Annotated in this window: 18 protein-coding genes; 7 read left to right on the top strand and 11 right to left on the bottom strand. The window is 46.1% G+C overall.

What is annotated here, in order from left to right:
- Positions 1-40 precede the first annotated feature (40 nt).
- Together Q4Q54_RS14905 and Q4Q54_RS14900 are read right to left on the bottom strand one after the other, a co-directional pair.
- Positions 41-1,105, bottom strand: coding sequence for a 3-deoxy-7-phosphoheptulonate synthase (locus Q4Q54_RS14905; protein WP_311988831.1), 1,065 nt, complete (start codon positions 1,103-1,105; stop codon positions 41-43).
- Between the two features lie 182 nt (positions 1,106-1,287).
- A complete protein-coding gene (locus tag Q4Q54_RS14900) occupies positions 1,288-2,100 on the bottom strand; it encodes a pyruvate, water dikinase regulatory protein (protein ID WP_311988830.1) in 813 nt (270 codons plus the stop codon).
- 124 nt (positions 2,101-2,224) lie between these two features.
- On the opposite strand from Q4Q54_RS14900, the gene ppsA reads away from it, so the two are divergent.
- The 4 genes from ppsA (at position 2,225) to Q4Q54_RS14880 (ending at position 8,892) form a co-directional block, all read left to right on the top strand.
- The gene (gene ppsA / locus Q4Q54_RS14895; protein WP_311988829.1) at positions 2,225-4,594 is read left to right on the top strand and encodes a phosphoenolpyruvate synthase; all 2,370 of its coding nucleotides are present in this window, start codon (positions 2,225-2,227) and stop codon (positions 4,592-4,594) included.
- A gap of 98 nt (positions 4,595-4,692) precedes the next feature.
- A complete protein-coding gene (locus tag Q4Q54_RS14890; RefSeq protein WP_311988828.1) occupies positions 4,693-7,734 on the top strand; it encodes an FAD-binding and (Fe-S)-binding domain-containing protein in 3,042 nt (1,013 codons plus the stop codon).
- Positions 7,735-7,856: 122 nt separating this feature from the next.
- Positions 7,857-8,330 (top strand): DUF1285 domain-containing protein, encoded by a 474-nt coding sequence (locus tag Q4Q54_RS14885; RefSeq protein ID WP_311988827.1) that lies wholly within the window; start codon positions 7,857-7,859, stop codon positions 8,328-8,330.
- A 145-nt stretch (positions 8,331-8,475) separates the two neighbouring features.
- Entirely contained in the window at positions 8,476-8,892 is a 417-nt protein-coding gene (locus Q4Q54_RS14880; RefSeq protein WP_006081948.1) for a MarR family winged helix-turn-helix transcriptional regulator, read from the top strand.
- Between the two features lie 138 nt (positions 8,893-9,030).
- Here Q4Q54_RS14880 and Q4Q54_RS14875 read toward each other — a convergent pair whose 3' ends face one another.
- Entirely contained in the window at positions 9,031-9,375 is a 345-nt protein-coding gene (locus Q4Q54_RS14875) for a hypothetical protein (RefSeq protein ID WP_006081947.1), read from the bottom strand.
- Positions 9,376-9,567: 192 nt separating this feature from the next.
- Positions 9,568-10,602, bottom strand: coding sequence for a Glu/Leu/Phe/Val dehydrogenase dimerization domain-containing protein (locus Q4Q54_RS14870; RefSeq protein WP_012197261.1), 1,035 nt, complete (start codon positions 10,600-10,602; stop codon positions 9,568-9,570).
- A gap of 280 nt (positions 10,603-10,882) precedes the next feature.
- Here Q4Q54_RS14870 and Q4Q54_RS14865 point away from each other — a divergent pair, with 280 nt between their 5' ends.
- On the top strand, positions 10,883-11,332 hold the full coding sequence (locus tag Q4Q54_RS14865; protein ID WP_106650731.1) for a DUF4826 family protein: 450 nt from the start codon (positions 10,883-10,885) through the stop codon (positions 11,330-11,332).
- A gap of 179 nt (positions 11,333-11,511) precedes the next feature.
- Here Q4Q54_RS14865 and Q4Q54_RS14860 read toward each other — a convergent pair whose 3' ends face one another.
- From Q4Q54_RS14860 to rluE, 6 genes are all read right to left on the bottom strand, one after another.
- On the bottom strand, positions 11,512-12,651 hold the full coding sequence (locus Q4Q54_RS14860) for a cupin domain-containing protein (protein WP_311988826.1): 1,140 nt from the start codon (positions 12,649-12,651) through the stop codon (positions 11,512-11,514).
- Positions 12,652-12,803: 152 nt separating this feature from the next.
- The gene (purB, locus tag Q4Q54_RS14855) at positions 12,804-14,174 is read right to left on the bottom strand and encodes an adenylosuccinate lyase (RefSeq protein WP_012089398.1); all 1,371 of its coding nucleotides are present in this window, start codon (positions 14,172-14,174) and stop codon (positions 12,804-12,806) included.
- A 29-nt stretch (positions 14,175-14,203) separates the two neighbouring features.
- Positions 14,204-14,821, bottom strand: coding sequence for a high frequency lysogenization protein HflD (hflD, locus tag Q4Q54_RS14850; protein ID WP_006081942.1), 618 nt, complete (start codon positions 14,819-14,821; stop codon positions 14,204-14,206).
- A gap of 3 nt (positions 14,822-14,824) precedes the next feature.
- Positions 14,825-15,943, bottom strand: coding sequence for a tRNA 2-thiouridine(34) synthase MnmA (mnmA, locus tag Q4Q54_RS14845; RefSeq protein WP_311988825.1), 1,119 nt, complete (start codon positions 15,941-15,943; stop codon positions 14,825-14,827).
- A 282-nt stretch (positions 15,944-16,225) separates the two neighbouring features.
- Positions 16,226-16,720 (bottom strand): NUDIX hydrolase, encoded by a 495-nt coding sequence (locus Q4Q54_RS14840; RefSeq protein WP_311988824.1) that lies wholly within the window; start codon positions 16,718-16,720, stop codon positions 16,226-16,228.
- 67 nt (positions 16,721-16,787) lie between these two features.
- Positions 16,788-17,573 carry a 23S rRNA pseudouridine(2457) synthase RluE gene (gene rluE / locus Q4Q54_RS14835; RefSeq protein ID WP_259510503.1) on the bottom strand — a complete coding sequence of 262 codons (786 nt, stop codon included), beginning with the start codon at positions 17,571-17,573 and terminating at the stop codon, positions 16,788-16,790.
- Between the two features lie 343 nt (positions 17,574-17,916).
- On the opposite strand from rluE, the gene Q4Q54_RS14830 reads away from it, so the two are divergent.
- On the top strand, positions 17,917-20,142 hold the full coding sequence (locus Q4Q54_RS14830) for an NADP-dependent isocitrate dehydrogenase (RefSeq protein WP_311988823.1): 2,226 nt from the start codon (positions 17,917-17,919) through the stop codon (positions 20,140-20,142).
- 322 nt (positions 20,143-20,464) lie between these two features.
- On the opposite strand, the gene cspD is transcribed toward Q4Q54_RS14830, so the two are convergent.
- Positions 20,465-20,671: a cold shock domain-containing protein CspD gene (gene cspD / locus Q4Q54_RS14825; protein ID WP_006081937.1), complete on the bottom strand. Its 207-nt coding sequence runs from the start codon at positions 20,669-20,671 to the stop codon at positions 20,465-20,467.
- 194 nt (positions 20,672-20,865) lie between these two features.
- On the opposite strand from cspD, the gene clpS reads away from it, so the two are divergent.
- Positions 20,866-21,174 carry an ATP-dependent Clp protease adapter ClpS gene (gene clpS, locus Q4Q54_RS14820; protein ID WP_311988822.1) on the top strand — a complete coding sequence of 103 codons (309 nt, stop codon included), beginning with the start codon at positions 20,866-20,868 and terminating at the stop codon, positions 21,172-21,174.
- Positions 21,175-21,212 lie beyond the last annotated feature (38 nt).

The following is a 21,212-nucleotide window of genomic DNA, read 5'->3' as shown; positions in this document are numbered from 1 at the left end:
AAGATGTATATCGCTTCGGACATTTTTTCGAGCGTCAGGCTTATTTCGCTAACAGTACTTTTCGCTCGCGGGAAGCGGCTGCCAGTTTACGCAGCAGGACTTCTGAGTCATCCCAATGTAAGCAGGCATCGGTGATGCTTTGGCCATAACAGAGTGGTTGGTCTGCAACGACTTTCTGGTTGCCTTCCCGTAAGAAGCTTTCAGCCATAATACCGGCGATGGCAGTGCTGCCTGCCCGCATTTGCGCCATGATTTCATCGGCGACGTTAAGCTGTTTAAGGTGGTTTTTCTCACTATTACCGTGGCTGAAATCAATCACTATACGTTGAGTGACCCCAACAGAGGCAAGTTGTTGACGTGCTTTTTCGATGTCTTCGGCGTGGTAATTAGGCGTTTTGCCGCCGCGCAGAATGATATGACCAAACGGATTACCATGGGTGCGATAGACCGCCATCGCGCCATCTTTATCCGGTGAATAGAAAATATGTGGAACTTGTGCGGCGCGCACTGCATCGACGGCGATATTGATATTGCCATCGGTACCATTTTTAAAACCAACAGGACAAGACAGTGCCGAGGCCATCTCACGGTGAACTTGGCTTTCAGTGGTGCGTGCGCCAATTGCGCCCCAAGTAATGAGATCGGCGATGTACTGACCGTTCACCATATCTAAGAATTCGGTGGCGATAGGTAATTTTAATTCAGTGATTTGTTGCAGCAACTCGCGAGCAATACGTAAGCCTTTGTTTGGCTCGAAACTGCCATCAAGATCGGGATCAGAAATTAATCCTTTCCAGCCGACAATCGTGCGAGGTTTCTCAAAATAGACCCGCATTAAGATACACAAATCATCTTTCAATTCTTGATGTAACGCGGCTAAGCGTTGCGCATAATCTAATGCCGCTTTGGTATCGTGTATTGAGCATGGGCCTATGATCACCAATAGACGTTGATCTTCACCCATAATAATGGCTTCGACTTCACGACGTTGCTGAACCAGATAATCGGCCGCAACTTGAGTTAATGGGAACTCAGATGCCAGTTGCGCAGGTGAGATGACTTTTGCTAATAAGGAAGTGCGTAGTTCGTCTGTTTTTATGGTCATTCAAAATACCGAGCTTGCGTGCGGCGCTTTTCGCCAGATTGCCTCGGATTATAACGAATCGAACCGAGTTGCACAGCGCCAATTGTGTTAATTGTCGGCAACTGTGCAATGAATTTGATTTAAGTTAGATTCATTTAAGCTAAATTCACTCGGTTTTTCTGGCTGCGTTTCACTCTGCAAGCTTAGAACATGTGGCGTTCTAGGCCCGTGACATCCAAGATTTTGGTGGCAATTTCTTCCACGGAATGATTCGTTGTATCTATATAAGGAATGCGTTCACGTTTAAATAGCATTTCGACTTCTTTGACTTCTAAGCGGCACTGCTTGAGTGACGAGTAGCGGCTATTCTCCATTCGACTCTGACGGATTTCATGTAAACGCACTGGGTCAATCGTTAAACCAAACAGCTTTTTCTTATTGCGTTTCAACGCTTCAGGTAACTTGAGGTTATCCATATCATCTTCGGTGAAAGGGTAGTTTGCTGCTTTGATTCCAAACTGCATCGATAAATACAGGCTAGAGGGTGTTTTGCCACAGCGTGAGACCCCAAGTAGAACTAGATCGGCTTGATCCATGTGTTTCATGGTCTGGCCGTCATCATTATCCATGGCGAAATTAATGGCATCAATTCGCGCTTCATAGCCGTGATTCGCTTTTCCATGGGTGCGATGTAGCACCGGAGAAGCTGAAACCCCTAAATGTTGTTCGAGTGGGGCAACAAAAGTATTCAAAAAATCATAATCTAAGCCTTCACTCGAGTAGATGATGTCGCGGATCTCCGCTTTTACGATCGAATGGAATACTAACGGCCGCTCACCTGTTGTAATAAAACAATCATTAATTTGTCGCTTAACTTGCTCCGCTTTCGTCAAAGTTTCGACGAATGGAATTGTAAGTGACTCAAATTCTAATGGAAATTGCGAGAGAACCGCATGACCAAAAACTTCAGCTGTGATCGCTGTCCCGTCGGAGATATAGAATACTTTTGGTGCCATACTGACCTCTTGTAGTAATAAAATTACAAATAAAATTATAGATTTACGCGTGTTCGACAGGAGTGTAAAATGCCGCTGCCCTCGTGTGAAGGGGCCACTGAAATAAACTTGCGGAGATAGAACTGTGCAGCAATACGTACTCTGGTATCAAGAATTAGGCATGGGTGACGTCAACTTAGTTGGCGGTAAAAATGCTTCTCTAGGCGAGATGATCAGCAATCTGGCCAATGCCGGTGTTCAAGTACCTGGCGGATTTGCGACAACTTCCCATGCGTTCAACGAGTTCCTTGAACAAAGCGGAGTTAACCAGAAGATTTATGACATTCTAGCCACACTGGATGTAGATGATGTCAATGCGCTGGCTAAAGTAGGTGCACAGATCAGGCAGTGGGTTATCGACACCCCATTTCAACCAGCATTAGAGCAAGCGATTCGTGAAGCTTACGATAAACTTGCCGCTGAAACTAGCGAAGCGTCATTCGCGGTACGTTCTTCTGCAACAGCTGAAGATATGCCAGATGCGTCTTTTGCGGGTCAGCAAGAAACTTTCCTAAACGTTAAAGGATTTGAATCTGTACTGACGGCTATCAAGCACGTTTACGCTTCACTCTTTAACGACCGCGCGATTTCTTACCGTGTTCACCAAGGTTACGAACACCACGGTGTTGCCTTGTCTGCTGGCGTGCAACGCATGGTACGTTCAGACAAAGCGGCTTCAGGTGTGATGTTCACTATGGACACTGAATCTGGCAATAACGATGTGGTGTTTATTACTTCATCTTTTGGTCTGGGTGAAATGGTTGTTCAAGGCGCGGTAAACCCTGATGAATTTTATGTTCATAAACCGATTTTAGCCTTAGGTCATAAGGCTGTTGTGCGCCGTAATATCGGTAGCAAGCTCATCCAAATGGTGTATTCAGATGATGCTGCTCACGGCAAACAAGTGAAAATTGAAGACGTGAGTGCTGACAAGCGTCGCCAATTCTCAATCAATGACGCTGAAGTTGAAGAATTAGCTAAGCAAGCTATGGTTATCGAAAAACATTACGGTCGTCCAATGGACATCGAATGGGCGAAAGACGGTAACGACGGCAAGCTGTATATCGTTCAAGCACGTCCAGAAACGGTTCGTAGCCGTGAAGATGTGCAATTAATTGAGCGTTATCACTTAAAGAGCCGTGGCGCTGTGATCTGTGAAGGTCGCGCTATCGGTCATAAAGTGGGTACTGGTGTAGCCAAAGTATTAACCTCAATCGCCGATATGGATCAAATCCAACCTGGCGACGTGTTAGTGACTGACATGACAGATCCAGATTGGGAACCTATCATGAAGCGCGCAAGTGCTATCGTCACAAACCGTGGTGGTCGTACCTGTCACGCGGCGATTATCGCCCGCGAATTGGGTGTGCCAGCTGTCGTAGGTTGTGGTGACGTGACTGACCGTATCAAGAATGGTCAAATCGTGACTGTGTCTTGCGCCGAAGGTGACACTGGCTTTATCTACGAAGGTAAACAAGAGTTTGAAGTGATTTCAAACCGTGTTGATTCTCTGCCTACATTGCCAATGAAAATCATGATGAACGTGGGTAACCCTGATCGTGCATTTGATTTTGCCCGTTTGCCAAACGAAGGCGTGGGTCTAGCGCGTTTAGAATTCATCATCAACCGTATGATCGGTATTCATCCAAAGGCACTGCTTGAGTTCAATCAACAAGACGCTGCGCTGCAAACTGAAATCAACGAGATGATCGCAGGTTATGAATCTCCAGTTGAGTTCTATATTGCCCGTCTGGTTGAAGGTATTGCGACCATAGGTTCAGCTTTCTATCCGAAGAAAGTGATCGTCCGTATGTCAGACTTTAAGTCTAACGAATACGCAAACTTGGTTGGCGGAGACAGATACGAGCCAGAAGAAGAGAACCCAATGCTGGGCTTCCGCGGTGCGAGCCGTTATATCTCTGAATCCTTCCGTGACTGTTTTGCGCTTGAGTGTGAAGCGATCAAACGCGTTCGTAATGACATGGGTCTGAAAAACGTTGAAGTCATGATCCCATTCGTTCGCACAGTGAAAGAAGCTGAGCAAGTGGTCGGCCTGCTGAAAGAGCAAGGTTTAGAGCGCGGCAAAGACGGTTTACGCGTCATCATGATGTGTGAAGTGCCTTCAAACGCCTTGTTAGCTGACCAATTCCTTGAGCATTTCGATGGTTTCTCTATCGGCTCAAACGATTTAACTCAGCTGACACTCGGCCTTGACCGTGATTCAGGTATCATCAGCCACTTATTTGATGAGCGTGATGAAGCCGTTAAAATGCTACTTTCATTAGCCATTAAAGCGGCTAAAGCGAAGGGCGCTTACATAGGTATTTGTGGTCAAGGACCTTCAGATCACGCTGATTTTGCCGCTTGGTTGGTAGAACAAGGCATAGATACAGTGTCATTAAACCCTGATACTGTGATTGATACTTGGTTGTATTTAGCCGAAGCGCACGCTTGATCTAGATAGTCATTTTATAAACTTGTTAAAAAAGCCGCTTTTTAGCGGCTTTTTTTTGTTTATAATGGCGCCATAACGATAATTGACAGAAGCCATCTATGTTACCCCTGCTATCACATCAACAAACATTAGAGCCAGTGTATTTGGCATACCTTGATGCACTGGAGCAAAGTGAGTATTCCGGTGATATAGACAAACGTTACAGCGCACGTTTAGTGCAAGCCACCGACAACTCGGTATATCAATTTTTACCTCAAGCCGTGTTATATCCTAAAAATCAGCAGGATATCCAAATTGCATTGACGCTGGCCGCCAGCGACACATTTCGCAGCGTGACCTTTAGTGCGCGGGGCGGTGGTACGGGCACCAACGGACAATCCCTCACCCATGGTTTGATTTTAGATGTGTCGCGTTACATGAACCGCGTGCTCGAAGTGAATGCTGAGCAAGGTTGGGTGCGAGTTGAAGCTGGTGTCGTTAAAGATGCGCTCAACGATGTATTGCGTCCCCATGGATTCTTTTTTAGTCCCGATTTATCCACCTCAAACCGCGCCACAATTGGCGGCATGATTAATACCGATGCCTCGGGTGCGGGCTCACTGGTTTATGGTAAGACCTCAGATCACGTGCTGGCGCTACGCAGTGTGTTGATTGATGGCAGTGTGCTGGATACGCATCCCCTAGATGCGGGACTACTGTGTAACCCAGATAACGTCAGTGATAATCCGCTGGGGCAGAAACTGATTTCTGCTGTGGCGGCGGTATGCCGCGAAAAGCGTACTCAGATTGAAAACCAATTTCCTAAACTTAACCGTTTCCTCACTGGCTATGACTTAAAACACGTGTGGAACGACAGCCTGACACAATTCGATTTATCTCGGATTTTAACGGGCTCAGAGGGCACGCTTGCGGTAATAACCGAAGCTAAACTCAATCTCACCCCGCTGCCGACCGAGCGCGCTATGGTGAACATTAAGTACGATTCGTTCCAATCGGCATTGCGTCATGCGCCATCCTTAGTCGCCGCGCGGGCGACTGTGGTCGAAACCGTCGATTCAAAAGTGCTGAATTTAGCCCGTGAAGATATTGTCTGGCACTCGGTATCTGATCTGATCCAAGAAGTGCCGGGTAAAGTCATCGACGGCCTCAATATGGTCGAATTTGCTGGTGACACAGTAGAGGTTGAGCAAAAGCTTGCGAGTCTTGAAGCTGTCTTGACTGAGCAGATCAGCAAAGGCGAGTGCGGCGTATTGGGTTACCAAGTGACGCAAGACAAGCCAAGCATCGAAAAAATATACGGCATGCGCAAAAAAGCCGTTGGCTTACTCGGCGCCACTAAAGGACGTCGTAAACCTATCGCTTTTGCGGAAGATACTGCGGTGCCGCCCGAAAAACTCGCCGATTATATTATGGAGTTTCGCGCAGTACTCGATGGCCATAATCTGCAATACGGTATGTTCGGTCATGTGGATGCGGGCGTGTTGCATGTACGGCCCGCACTCGATATGTGCGATGTTGAAGATGAAAAACTACTGCGGGTCATTTCCGATCAAGTGGCTGCACTGACGCTTAAATATGGCGGCCTGATGTGGGGCGAGCACGGTAAAGGCGTGCGTGGTGAATACGGTCCTGCTGTCTTTGGTGATGAATTATACGGCGTTCTACAAGATATCAAAGGCTTGTTCGACCCCGACAACCGATTAAACCCCGGCAAGCTGGTGGCGCCTAAACAGACTGGCTCCCTCTATTACGATGTTGACAGTGTTAAGCGCGGTAAATTTGACCGACAAATTCCCATCGAAGTACGTGATGCGTTCCCCGATGTGATGAATTGTAACGGCAACGGCCTGTGTTTTAATTACAGTAGCTATTCGCCCATGTGCCCATCGTTTAAGGTGACAGGCGATAGAGTACAGTCGCCTAAGGGACGTGCAGGACTCATGAGAGAGTGGCTCAGGCTGCTGGAGGCTGAAGGGGTTGATGTCAACGCACTGGCAAAAGCAAAGCCCTTAGGTTTGCTGCAGCGCGTTCAAAATACCCTGAACGCCCAGCGCGATTATGATTATTCCCACGAAGTGATGGAATCGCTCAAGGGCTGTTTGGCCTGTAAAGCCTGCTCTGGGCAATGTCCGGTCAAAGTGGATGTGCCTAAGTTTAGGGCGCAGTTCTTTAATATTTACTATCAACGCTATTTAAGACCGGCGAAGGACTATCTTGTTGCAGGTATCGAAGATAGCTTGCCATTAATGGCCGCTGCACCGCGTCTTACTAACTTTGCCGCGCAAAATCCATTGAGCCAATGGGTGATTAAAAAGGCGATTGGTTACGTGGACGCGCCTGCGTTATCTGTGCCGACCTTGAAGCAAAGACTCGATGGTCATGCAAGCCGTGGTTACGACTTAGCTGCACTGCAGGCTATCCCAGAAGAGGCGCGCTCACACTTTGTGCTGGTGGTGCAAGATCCCTTTAACAGTTTCTATGACTCAGGTCTTGTGCTGCGCTTTATCCAGTTGATTGAAAAGCTTGGTTTAAAACCTGTGTTGTTGCCCTATAAACCCAATGGAAAGCCAACGCATATCAAGGGATTTTTAGATAAGTTCGCGAAAACTGCGCAGTCGAGTGCGGACTTTTTGAACCAAGTCCATAAACTGGGCATGCCTATGGTCGGTATCGATCCTGCCTTAGTCTTGTGTTATCGCGACGAATACCGTGAAGTCTTAGGCGCTAATCGCGGTCATTTTGAGGTTAAGTTAGCCAACGAATGGCTACTTAATGTCATCAAGGATCTACCCGCGAAAGCGCCACAAGATAAGCAATATACCTGGTTTAGTCATTGCTCTGAATCGACGGCCAAGCCAAATACCGCCAATGAGTGGACTAAAATATTTGCCCATTTTGGTGCTAAGTTAAGCGCAGTCAATTTAGGTTGTTGTGGTATGGCCGGAACCTACGGTCATGAGGCGGAAAACCTCGAGCGCTCTAAAGCTTTGTTTGAGATGTCTTGGCAGCAAACTCTCGCTAAGATTGAACAGCCGCAAGTGTTAGTGTCGGGCTATTCTTGCCGTACTCAAGTGAAACGTTTTGCCGGTTACAAGCCAAAACATCCACTTGAGGCCTTGCTTGAGTTAGCAAATATATAGTGGTGTTTATCGCTTAGCTTCACCAGTGAGCTTGTCATTATCCTCACTGGCATATCTAAGTGTTGAATGTCACACTAAAGCCAGCCGCAAGGCTGGTTTTTTTATGGACGACGGAGGCCTAGATGGAAAAGATGACTGACAGTATTCAACACACACTCAAACAATTCGCCGCCGATAGCGCATTAACGACAACAACGCCATTGTGCAGTGACATCCCACTATTTGACATTAACGCCTTGGGTGATTGGACGTATTTGGGTACATCGCTGCCAGCAAAGTTTGCTAAGTTGTTCGCCAGTATTTTGCATTGCATCGATGATGAGTATTTCTTAATTACCCCAGTGGAGAAGGTGCGAGTGCAGGTTGAAGATGCGCCGCTGCTGATTGTCGATTTCGAGCGAGCGCAACCTCATTCTCTGCTCAATGTGAGCACCAGTATTGACACTCTGCACCACAATGTGGATATAAAGCAGATGAAGCTCACCGATGACAGTGTTTATTTGCCGCTTGAGCGTGGGTTATGGGGAAAATTAGGCCGTGCCTGTTACTATAATTTTGTGAATGAATTCAATTTATCTGATCTAAATGAGCAGTGAGTTCGTAGGTTAATCGCATAATTAGCTGTGGTGTTAGCTAGTTTATTGCGGGTTAAGTGGTAGTATTAAAACTGACTCTGGGTTCTTATAATGGCGCACAGGGTAAGTGAAAACGCGTTAAAACCTTTGTTGTAGGAGGTGCTGTTTGAATCGTCATGAAAGCTTAGGCTATCTTGTTTCCCACTTAAATATCGAGCTGCAAAATGAGCTTGATCTGCATCTTAAGCGATATCAACTCGATATAAAACTGTGGCCTGTGCTGTTTGCTTTGTGGCAAGAGGAGGGCATCAGCCAAACTGAATTGTCTAAGCGTTGCGATGTGGCAAATTACACGATGACGCGTTTACTCGATCAGTTGCAGGTACAAGGTCTTATTACCCGCCATCAAGAAGCCGATAATCGGCGCGCCTTTCAAATTTTTTTGACCGATGAAGCCAAAGCGTTAGAGCAAGATCTGATTTGCGAAGCTGAGCGGGTCAACGAAAAATTCCTGTCTAACCTCAGTGATGAGGAGCAGCAGCAGTTCGTCTTACTGTTAAATAAGATCAATCGCTTGGCTTAATGATACGGATTCATTCGGTATGGAGGGATACTGCGGTTTAGCCGTTTTCACTGCTATCTGTATGTGATTGCCTAAATTCATTTTCTCCAGTTTAATCCCATCATTCATCTGTCACTTCGCGGGATTAAACTGGCTCAATCAATTCAAGTAAAGTGCAAAGACGCAGAGTAGGCTGACGGCTATTACTGAGTGTTGCAAATAACGGCGGCTGGCTAACAAATTTTCTTTGCCTTGTTTTAGGCTGGCCACGAGTGTGTGCTGCTTATAAATTCGGCACATCAACTCATCGGTTTGGGGATCGATAAGCAGTTCGAACTTGCAAGGTGCGCCGTCTTTAAGTTGGATGGTATGTTCGCTCTGAGGCTTAAAATTCAACTTGTGCGACACCATCTGGCCGTTGACAAAGACCCGCTCTAAACCGCTCCAATTACTGGCTTGCAGTTCAACTACATCTTGGTTGAGATCATACTTAAAACGGATCATAGCGCTATCCTGTGCTGGGACCTGAGAGGCTAATTCAAGCAGACAAATATGACGTTTTCCAGCGTGATTTAATGAATATTCTGTGTCGAAATTAAAAGCGCGGCTAAACCATGGGCTTAGCGTTAGATTAAATTTTAGATAACAAAAAAGCGACCTGAGGTCGCTTTTGCGGATGTTACACAGGTAGAGATATTACTTTTTAGCGGCTTCGATAATGGCTTTGGCCATTTCATCAGCCACTGCGCCGGTTGTACGGTTCTGCGCATCAGCTTGGCTGAATATTTTCAGCAGGGTGTTGTAAATTTCTTCTACTTTAGCGGTCGATTTCGCCGCATCATAATCTTTTTCGAACGACACGTTGATAATACCGCCTGCGTTGATCACATAGTCTGGTGCGTACAGTATGCCCATTTCTTTCAGCTGTTCGCCGTGGCGTACTTCAGCTAATTGGTTGTTGGCACAGCCAGCAACAATTTTGGCTTTCAGCTGCGGTAAGGTCGCATCGTTTAAGGTTGCGCCAAGGGCACAAGGAGCATATACATCCACATCTTGTGAGTAGATTTCTTGTGGCGCGACCACAATAGCGCCAAAGTCGGTAGCGACTTTGTCTAACGAGGCTTGATGAATGTCGGTAACAATCAGTTCAGCGCCTTCGTTATGCAAGTGTTTGCACAGGTAATAGCCAACGTGACCTACGCCTTGAACGGCGATTTTAAGGCCTTTTAGGCTGTCTAAACCGAGTCTATGTTTAACCGCAGCTTTGATGCCTAAATAAGTGCCAAGGGCGGTGAACGGTGATGGATCGCCACTCTTGCCTTCAAGACCCGCCATATAAGGGGTTTCTTCATGGGCGATCATGATATCAGCCGTAGTAGTGCCAACATCTTCAGCGGAATAATAGCGGCCGCCGAGGCTATTGATGAAACGGCCAAAAGCGCGGAATAGGGCTTCGCGGTCTGGTCTTTTAGGATCGGCAATGATCACTGATTTGCCGCCGCCCATGGTTAAACCGGCAAGGGCGTTTTTGTAAGTCATGCCACGAGAGAGGCGTAATACGTCAGTCAGGGCTTCATCATCCGATTGGTAATTCCACATCCGGCAACCACCCACGGCAGGGCCAAGGTTGGTGTTATGGATGGCGACAATGGCCTTTAAGCCACTTTCTTTATCATGACAGAATACGACCTGTTCATGTTCGTCAAAGGATACATGATTAAATACAGCCACGTGAATTTCTCCGCTATACACAATGAAAAAGCCGACGAGATGAGCCTCTATCGACTGCTTGTTATATTTATTGCAGAACCATAGCATTTAGCGATACTCTCAACCATGCATAATGACCGAATAAATACATTATTTGTGGCAATTTAGCTTTCCACTTTACGTAAACGTAAGCTTTGCGGTTGAAAATGGATTGTACTGAATTTAATGTAACGAATAGAATGAATCGCGTACTGATCCCAAGAATTAGGTTCGCGTTATAACAATAAGATAGGACGGAAGTATGACTGAACAAGCTGTCGACCAAACTCAACAGAATTTATCAGCGGAAGAAATAGAAAAGCTGCGTCAAGAGTGGGTCAGAACTCAATTTCAAAAAGCGAATCGTTTCCTCGCTGAAAAAGGCGTGATCCCAACTAAAGTCTTGGCCGATGAAAGTCGTTATCTTGCGCCTTACATGGCAATTTGGAAAATGGAATCCAAGCGTCCCAGCAACAAAACCTATTGGGTTATGTCGGGCGATTTACCCTCGGATTTCGTCGATGTGAAAGTGGCAGCAACGGCCCGTGATGCGGTACGTCATTTCTCTATGATGTGGCAAATGCAGGCGGAAAACTTAGTGCGTTCGGGTGCAACCCGTGATGCCACTCAGGCTAAATTTGCTCAATTATTAGTATCGCGTGCCGAGAGTTTATATCGTATGCACAATGACGATAAACTGTGGAATGCTTAAACTCAAATGAGTTGAGGATTGTATTTAGATAGTATTGAGTTAATACAGTCACTTGTGTTGGTTGCTCAAAATAACGGCATAAATAATAAAAAGGCACTCAATTGAGTGCCTTTTTTATACTGACTTTTATGTTGATTTCCTATGTTAAGAACAAGAGCATCTAGCAAAGTTGATAGGGCTTATTCTTCGCTGTCGCTTAAGTAGAAGAAACCTTGATTGATGAGTTTCAATAGTAAGGCTTGAACTTCTTCATGCTGACATATTTCAGTTGCTTCATCGGCGTTTAAGCTGACGTTATCGCTCAACTGTGCGATAACGTCCACAGGTGTTTGGGGCAATTCGTGCACATCACCATTGATGAATAATCGCGGCGTGGCATCATTTTCAAGGCGCAATACTTTCAAACCACCGATACGGCTGACGCCAGCGCCTTGGGCGAAGGCATCTTGCAGATCCGCTTCTGTGTAAGCTTCTTCGCCTTCACACAAATCAAGCTCGAAACGGTTTTGACTAAGCAACTTGCCCAACACGATTTGATAACTATTAGGATCTTGGCTCAGCTGACTCAAGAGTGACATTATGCCCACTTGATGGTCTTGGCTGACGATACCCGCTGAACTCGGTTCAGTTTGCGACGTGAAACGCTGCTGACCTAAGTTATTGTCGAGCAGATAATCGGCGACTTCACTGATCAGTTCTTGCTGGCTTGGTGCACGAAAACCAATTGAGTAACTCATTGCCACTGTTAGGGTTTCGCCGCAATGTGGGAAACCTGGTGGAATATAAAGCATGTCACCTTTTTCTAACACCACATCGATAATTGGGGTGAAGTCTTCTACCAGCGGCGAGTTGGGATTGCCACCACGGCGTTGTTGCGGGGTATTGTCACCCACAGTCCAGCGACGTTCACCTTCACCTTGAATGATAAACACATCGTAGTTATCAACGTGCGGGCCCACACCACCACTTGGCGTTGCAAATGAGGCCATCAAGTCATCGAAACGCCAGTCAGGTAAAAAACGCAGCGCTTCAACTAATGGTTGCGAATCGGGGTACCAATGGTTGACCGCTTGCACTAGCAATTGCCAATGGGTTTCACCATAGCTGTCGTAATCTTCAAACGGGCCTTGAACCACTTCCCAGTTATCATCTTTAGTGACGACGATACGCGAAGAGATTTCTTCTTCACAGGCAAGGCCTGCTAGTTCATCGGCGCTGATCGGATCTTCAAACTGTGGAAACGCTTTTTTGATCAGTAGGGGTTTCTTTTGCCAGTATTCACTAAGAAACTGGGCGATATCGAGATTGAGTGTATACATAGTGTTAAAAAAGGCGACCACATCGCGGAGATGTGGGTCGCCTTAATCCTTATTTCTGTTTAAGAAAGAGTATTGTCCGTCGCCAACTTCAGTTAATAACTAATTTCAGTCAATAGCTTACTATTAGTTAATCGCCAATTTTAATTAATAACTTACTTCAGTTCGTCGACAAACGTTTCGGCGCGACCAATGTAATTGGCGGGCGTCATTTTCTTCAGTTCAGCTTTAACTGAGTCTGGTAATTCAAGTCCGTCAATAAACACTGACAGTTGCTGCGCGTCGATACGTTTACCGCGCGTCAGTTCTTTTAATTTTTCGTATGGTTTTTCAATGCCATAACGACGCATCACCGTTTGTACAGGTTCTGCTAACACTTCCCAGTTGTGATCTAACTCATCACGCAGGTGCGCTTCGTTAACTTCTAACTTGCTGATGCCTTTTAAGGTCGCTTGATACGCGATCAACGCATGGGCAATACCCACACCTAAGTTACGCAGCACAGTCGAGTCAGTTAAGTCACGTTGCCATCTTGATAACGGCAGCTTAGACGCTAAATGTTGCATCAGTGCGTTAGCGATACCTAAGTTACCCTCAGAGTTTTCAAAATCGATGGGGTTAACTTTGTGCGGCATAGTCGATGAACCGATTTCACCGGCGATAGTGCGTTGTTTAAAATGGCCTAGGGCGATGTAACCCCAAATATCACGGTCAAAGTCAATCAACACAGTGTTGAAACGGGCAACCGCATCAAACAGTTCGGCAATGTAATCGTGTGGTTCGATTTGCGTCGTGTAGGCATTCCAGTGTAGGCCAAGGCTAGTCACAAAACGCTCTGACAGTTCATGCCAGTTAACTTCAGGATAGGCTGACAGGTGAGCATTGTAGTTACCTACGGCACCGTTCAGTTTGCCCATGATTTCAACATTGGCGATTTGTTTGATTTGACGTTCAAGGCGCATCGCCACGTTCGCCATCTCTTTACCTAGTGTTGATGGTGAAGCAGGTTGGCCATGGGTGCGTGACATTAATGGCACTGAGCGATATTCAATCGCCAGCTTTTTAATTGCCGTCAGCAACTCGTTGCAGTAGGGCAGTAAGACTTGCTCACGGGCTTCAGTCAACATTAAACCGTGGCTTAAGTTATTGATATCTTCTGAAGTACAGGCAAAGTGAACAAACTCACCCACAGCGGCTAATTCGCTATTGCCGGCGATTTTTTCTTTGATGAAGTATTCAACCGCTTTCACATCGTGGTTAGTGGTGCTTTCGATAGCCTTAACACGTAGCGCATCTTGTTCGTTGAAATTGTCTTTAATGCCATCGAGCACGGCGATAGCAGACGCGCTCAATGTTGGCACTTCGCTAATGTCTGGGCAGTCTGCTAACAGTTTTAGCCAATTGATTTCAACCTGAACACGGTACTTGGTAAGACCGAACTCGCTGAAAATCCCTCTCAATGACGCGGTTTTACTACCATAACGACCGTCTACCGGAGAGATAGCAGTTAGTGCGGAAAGATCCATGTGAAGCTCCTTGATGAACGCTAATTTTATTATAGGGTAAGACTTTTCTTGGCTGTATCGACTATTGCTTTGCGGGCGAAGACTAAGTGTCGACGCTTACCGCCTAGTTGGCGCCACAGTACAGCGCTGCGCATGGCTGCAAGCAGTAGAGCGCGAATTTTTTGTTGTACGATAGGGCGTTGCAAACATACTGGATTACCAGAGATTTGGATTTTCGGCCCTAAATTACTGATGATGTCACTGTAAATGCTGGCAAGATTGGCAATCACTTGCTCATCGGTGATCGCAAAATGATGTAGCTGGCGATTCACTTGATTAATGCGCTCGGCCAACATGCCTAACCCACTGTTAGAGCGAACTAATTTTCGCTCTAACGCCAACACGCCAACTAAATAGCGGGTGATTTCAACATCTTTTTGACTGCTGTCACCGAGCTGATTCAGGATCAGCTTATAGCCTTTTTGCAATACGATTTTGTCTTGGTAGACATCGGCAGTATTGTCAGGATTAGTGACAAGAATGGTGTTTAAGCTCGCCGCGAGCTCGGCATTATCTAATTCGCCATGGCGGGCTAAATGTTGAACTTGTGCAATGGCTTGCAGTATGCCAGCAAACGCCATGGTCCGATTAACTAATTGCTCGTTCACGCTTTACCCTCGGATCAATTGATCTATGATGCCGCCACCTAAGCAGACTTCACCATCATAAAATACCGCAGACTGTCCTGGCGTCACCGCCGCAACAGGCTCATCGAAGACCACGCGCAAGGTGTGTTCATCTGTGTAGGTCAAAGTACAAGGCACATCTTGTTGGCGATAACGGGTTTTCACTGCGATATGACAGCCATCGACAGGTCCGGTTCTATCCACCCAATGCAGTTGGTTAACTGTCATGCCTGTCGACATCAAACGAGGATGGTGTCCGCCTTGCCCTACGATCAATACGTTACGAGCAAGATCCTTATCGACGACATACCAAGGATCGTCATTGCTGTTTTTCATGCCGCCAATGCCTAAGCCTTTACGCTGGCCTAAGGTGTGGTACATCAGCCCTTGGTGTGTGCCTATGACTTCGCCTTCTGGGGTTTCGATATTGCCAGGCTGCGCAGGTAAATAAGTGCCTAGGAATTCAGTGAACTTGCGCTCACCGATAAAGCAGATGCCGGTGCTGTCTTTTTTATCATGGGTGATTAGGCCCATTTCTTTCGCGATTTCACGTACTTCATGTTTTTCCAATTCACCGACAGGGAATAGACTTCGGGCCACTTGCTCGTGGCTAAGGGTGTAGAGGAAATAACTTTGATCTTTATTGCCATCGACGCCACGGAGCATTTGTGTGCTGCCATCGCTATTGTCGCGGCGGCGCACATAGTGGCCCATGGCGATGTAATCGGCGTCGAGGATTTCGTCGGCAAATTCTAAAAATGCCTTAAATTTGATTTCTTTGTTGCACATGATATCGGGATTTGGCGTGCGCCCCGCTTTGTATTCGGCGAGGAAATACTCAAAGACATTGTCCCAATATTCGGCTGCAAAGTTAACTGTGTGTAGCTTGATCCCGAGCTTGTCGCATACGGCTTGGGCATCTTTTAAATCTTCTGCGGCAGCGCAGTACTCGTTGTTGTCATCTTCTTCCCAGTTCTTCATGAAAAGGCCTTCAACCTGATAGCCTTGCTGCATAAGCAAATAGGCTGAAACAGATGAATCTACACCGCCGGACATGCCGACAATGACTTTTTTTCCTGTACGAGTGGGTTCGATTGATGTCATAGATCCTAAAAACCATTGAGTATGTGTGTTGGCTAGGTTGTTGAAGTTAAGCCGCGACATTGAGCGCGTAACAAAAAGTGCCTAACCTAGCTTAAAAAACATGGGCTAGCGTTAAATCCAAGCTAACTTAAGAGCTAACTTAAAAATCAGGGTGTAGTGCGATCGGTCAGTAAAACTCGTATTTAGGGCCTACTGTACAGTCTGCTATTTAGCCACGTAGAGGCCGATAGGCACTAGCACATGCATAAGTTTAACAAGCAGTTTATGCGGGGCGGTATTCTATCACGCCTTACTCGCTTGGGCTATCGCGAGGCGGTCACTATTGAGTAAGGAGAGGGGATAAGTTTGACCCTGTTGTGCGTTATTAAGGTAGTCTTTTAGGCAATCGAGCACTAAGGGGCTGCGCAGTATAGATGACTTAGCTTCTATCTGTGCAAAACTCAGCCAGTGCGCACTGTGGATAGCCTTGTCCTGCGGCGCAAGTGAGGGCATATCATCTAACTGTACGAAGAAGGTAAAGCGCACAAAGGCTAAGTCTTCACTGGCGCTAAATTGATAGATGCCGACGAGTCCTTGGGGGTTAAGTGATAACCCCGTTTCCTCAAATACTTCGCGCTCACAGGCTTGGATTAAGCTTTCATTTGCTTCTAAGTGACCCGCTGGCTGATTAAAGCGCTGCTCGCCATCAATCCACTCTTCTACCATCAGATATTTGTCCTGTGAAGTCGCATGAATAATACAAGCGACGGTCACATTGGGTTTATATCGTTGACTCATGGTGTCTCCTTTGAGTGGACATGGTGCCACTTTTTAGTGGCGTTGGGCGTAGAAACTTGGCTGAAATTTAGACTTCATCACCGAGACGGATACATTTATGCTCGCCCGATGGTAAATTATCTAGACTCCATTGGCCTATTTTATAACGGATTAATCTTAAGGTCGGAAAACCGATATGCGCTGTCATGCGTCTGACTTGGCGGTTACGGCCTTCATGAATTTGGATTTCTAACCAAGTTGTTGGGATATTTTTGCGTTCTCTCACCGGTGGATTACGTGGCCAAATATCGGGTGAATCCATGATTTTGACTTTAGCTGGTAGCGTCATACCATCATTTAATTCAACACCTTGGCGCAGTTTCGTCAGTGCATCTTCCGTCGGCACGCCTTCTACTTGCACCCAATAGGTTTTAAAGGTTTTCTTTTTCGGTTCTGTCAGTCTTGCCTGTAATTGACCGTCATTGGTCAGCAACAACAAGCCCTCACTGTCTCTATCTAAGCGGCCTGCGGCATACACGTCAGCAATGGGGATATAGTCTTTTAGGGTTTTACGACCTTGTTCATCGGTAAACTGGCAAAGTACATCAAAAGGCTTATTAAACAGCACAATAATCGGCGCAATCGTTTGGCTCTGCACCGGTTTTGCCGCAGCAATTGCGCGTCGATTAGGATTTTTAAAGGGTTCTTTCTTTAAACTGCCATTGGCATTACGTGCCGGCGCCACTTTGCTATCTACGGCGGCAGCGCGGTTGGCTGGGCCTCTGCTTGCGGGCTTAGCGGGTTTAATCGTGCTCTTGGCTGGGGAATTGGCGCTGGAATTGGCACGTTTAGGTGGAAACTTGTTTTTGTTCATACTTTTGCTAACAGGAGGTTGAGACACGCTTACCTGACTTGATTGAGTCGTTAATGTGGTCATAGTGTACTTGGCATTCGCCGTTAGTGGAATTTGAATATTATTGCGAATGCTCTATGATGTCGGCCAGAAAATGTGATCTGTGCCTAAATGTTTATTAGGTTTTAATGAGTCGTTGTAACAAATTTTAGCTTGCGCGCAAAGGCAGAAGGGCATTGATAATTTGAAAGGTTAAGGCGGATTCGATTGCCTTGATTGATATTTTTACTGTGCTCAGATTTGTTCGCCATGCTATAAAATTATTATAAAAAATATTAAATTTTACAATAATGTAGGATGTAACATGAAAGATAACTCATCAACAATTATTTACACTGAAACAGACGAAGCGCCAGCACTGGCCACCCTCTCACTCTTACCTATTATCAGAACGTTTACCGACGCAGCGGGCGTTGCGGTTGAAACCCGTGATATCTCGTTATCGGGCCGTATTATTGCCAGTTTCCCTGAGCAACTGACCGAAGCACAAAAGATTGGCGATCATCTGACTGAGCTTGGCGAGTTAGCGAATCAGCCAGAAGCGAATATCATCAAGTTACCAAATATCAGTGCTTCGATTCCACAATTAAAAGCCTGTATCCTTGAACTCCAGCAAAAAGGTTACAACATCCCTCACTATCCGGATGAGCCAAAAACCGACGCTGAAAAGTCAATTAAAACACGTTACGACAAGATTAAAGGCAGTGCGGTAAACCCAGTACTGCGTGAAGGTAACTCAGATCGCCGTGCCCCATTATCGGTGAAAAACTTCGCCAAAAAAAATCCGCATTCAATGGGTAAATGGGCTACAGATTCTAAGTCTCACGTTGCCCACATGACTGAAGGCGATTTCTACGGTAGCGAGCAGTCTGTTACTTTATCCGATGCGGGCAGCGTGAATATCGTGCTGACGCAAAAAGATGGCCAAGAAGTGGTGCTCAAATCGGGTCTTAAGCTGCTGGCTGGCGAAATTATCGATGCTGCGGTATTGAGTAAAAAAGCCTTAGTAAGCTTCTATGAGCGTGAAATCGAAAACGCCAAAGCTGAAGATGTGCTGTTATCGCTGCATCTGAAAGCCACTATGATGAAAGTGTCTGATCCTATTATGTTTGGTCACGCTGTGAAGGTATTCTTCAAGCCAGTGTTTGACAAACATGCGGCGCTTTTCGCTGAATTAGGTGTAGATGTTAACAACGGTTTTGGTGATGTTTATGCCAAAATCGCGACATTACCTGCCGATAGCCGCGCCGAAGTCGAAGCCGATATCGCCGCCGTTTACGCTGCACGTCCTGCATTGGCTATGGTTGATTCTGACAAAGGTATCACCAACTTACACGTGCCAAGCGACATCATTATCGATGCGTCTATGCCTGCTGCGATTCGTTCATCTGGCCAAATGTGGGGACCAGACGGTCAACTGCATGACACTAAAGCTATGATCCCAGATCGTTGCTATGCCGGTATCTACCAAGAAACGATTGCCTTCTGTAAAGAGCACGGCGCTTTTGATCCTAAAACCATGGGCAGCGTGCCAAACGTGGGCTTGATGGCGCAAAAAGCCGAAGAGTACGGCAGCCACGATAAGACCTTTGAAATACCTGCTGACGGTGTGGTCAACGTTGTCGATGCAAGTGGTAAAGTATTGATGAGCCATAACGTGGAAGCGGGCGATATCTGGAGAATGTGCCAAGTTAAAGACGCACCTATCCGTGATTGGGTCAAACTGGCCGTGCGCCGTGCCCGTTTAAGCAATACCCCTGCGGTATTCTGGTTAGATAGCAAACGTGCCCACGATGCGCAAATTATTGCAAAAGTGCAGCAGTATCTGCCAGAGCATGATACTGATGGCATAGATATCAGCATCATGTCTCCAGAAGACGCGACGCGTTTGTCTTTGGCTCGCATCAAAGAAGGCAAAGATACCATTTCAGTTACGGGTAACGTTTTACGTGACTACCTGACTGACTTGTTCCCCATCCTAGAGCTAGGCACCAGTGCCAAAATGCTATCAATCGTTCCGTTAATGAACGGTGGTGGTCTATTTGAAACTGGCGCGGGCGGTAGTGCACCTAAGCACGTGCAACAGGTTGAGAAAGAAGGTCACTTACGTTGGGATTCACTCGGTGAATTCTTGGCTCTGGCGGCATCTCTTGAGCATTTAAGCCAAACTGTCGGTAATTCAAAAGCCCAAGTGTTAGCTGATACCTTAGATCAAGCCATTGGCCAATTCTTAGACAGCAATAAATCGCCATCAAGAAGAGTCGGTGAGTTAGATAACCGTGGCAGCCATTTCTACTTAGCCATGTACTGGGCAAAAGCCTTAGCCGCGCAAACGAGCGATGAGCAGTTACAAGCTCACTTTATTCCGTTAGCGCATGCACTGGCTACGAATGAGCAAGTCATCGTCGCTGAGTTAAACAATGCACAAGGTGCACCAGTCGATTTAGGCGGTTACTACCGTTTAGATGCGGCTAAGGCTGAAAAAGCCATGCGCCCAAGCGAGACGTTAAACAAGCTGTTGATTGCTTAATCTTGTTAGTTTTAGCTTTTGGATGGTGTGCGCGTCAGTGTGGGCCATCAAAGTTGATGTAAAGTTGTAAGTCATTAGACTGATTTTAAAAAGGGATCTGCATGGCAGATCCCTTTTTTATGCCCTAAATTTGCTGTCGAGACAGATGATAAAATCTTTTTGTGGGGATGCTATGGGTGAGGGACTGCGATTGATCTTGAATTAAATTCATGCGTTATGCTGACAAGCGATGGAGCATTAAGTGGTGGGGATTGATAAAACACGCAGTAATAAAAAGGCAGGGACAAGTCCCTGCCTTTTAGATCATTGGCCTCACCAAACGTTATTTTGTTGGTGAAATGGCTGAAGCGTGCATCCCTTTTGGACCGGCTTCTACTTCAAATTGAACGGGTTGGCCTGCTTTTAGAGTTCGATAGCCTTCCATTTCAATGGTAGAATAGTGTGCAAAAACGTCCTCACCACCTTGATCAGGGCAAATAAACCCGAATCCTTTGGCGTTGTTGAACCATTTAACAGTTCCGCTTGCCATACTTCCACTTCCTTCTGTTGTCTACTTACCAGTAAGATAGTAAAACCTGTATAGACGGGTATTCTTTCACCGTCTGCACAACAGAATGTAAGGAGTAAAAGCGGAAGTCAAGCTAAAATTAACAAAGGGGTAACAACTGATTAATTTGAACTGATCAATTGGAAGAGGCCAACACGAGAGGCTAGTATTAAAAAATGGCAAAGATAGGAAATATTGAACACGTTGAAGAACGTGTCGAATCAGAGTTAATGCCGCCTTCGATGTATAAGGTGGTACTCAATAATGATGATTACACCCCAATGGATTTTGTGATTGAAGTTTTGCAGGTTTTCTTTCGCAAGAAGGAGCAGGAAGCGACCGATATCATGTTGACGATCCATCACCAAGGAAAAGGTATTTGCGGTATTTTCCCGTTTGGGATTGCAGAAACCAAGGTGATACAAGTAAATCAATTTGCAAGACAAAACCAACATCCGTTACTGTGTTCGTTAGAGAAAGCATAAAACCGCTTTACTCTGTAGTCTGTTGTTAATTTTGGGGG

The organism is Shewanella sp. SP2S2-4 (assembly GCF_031932025.1).
GTDB lineage: Bacteria > Pseudomonadota > Gammaproteobacteria > Enterobacterales > Shewanellaceae > Shewanella > Shewanella baltica.
Note: the sequence above shows the minus strand (reverse complement) of the source record. Positions and strands in the feature narration are given on the sequence as shown.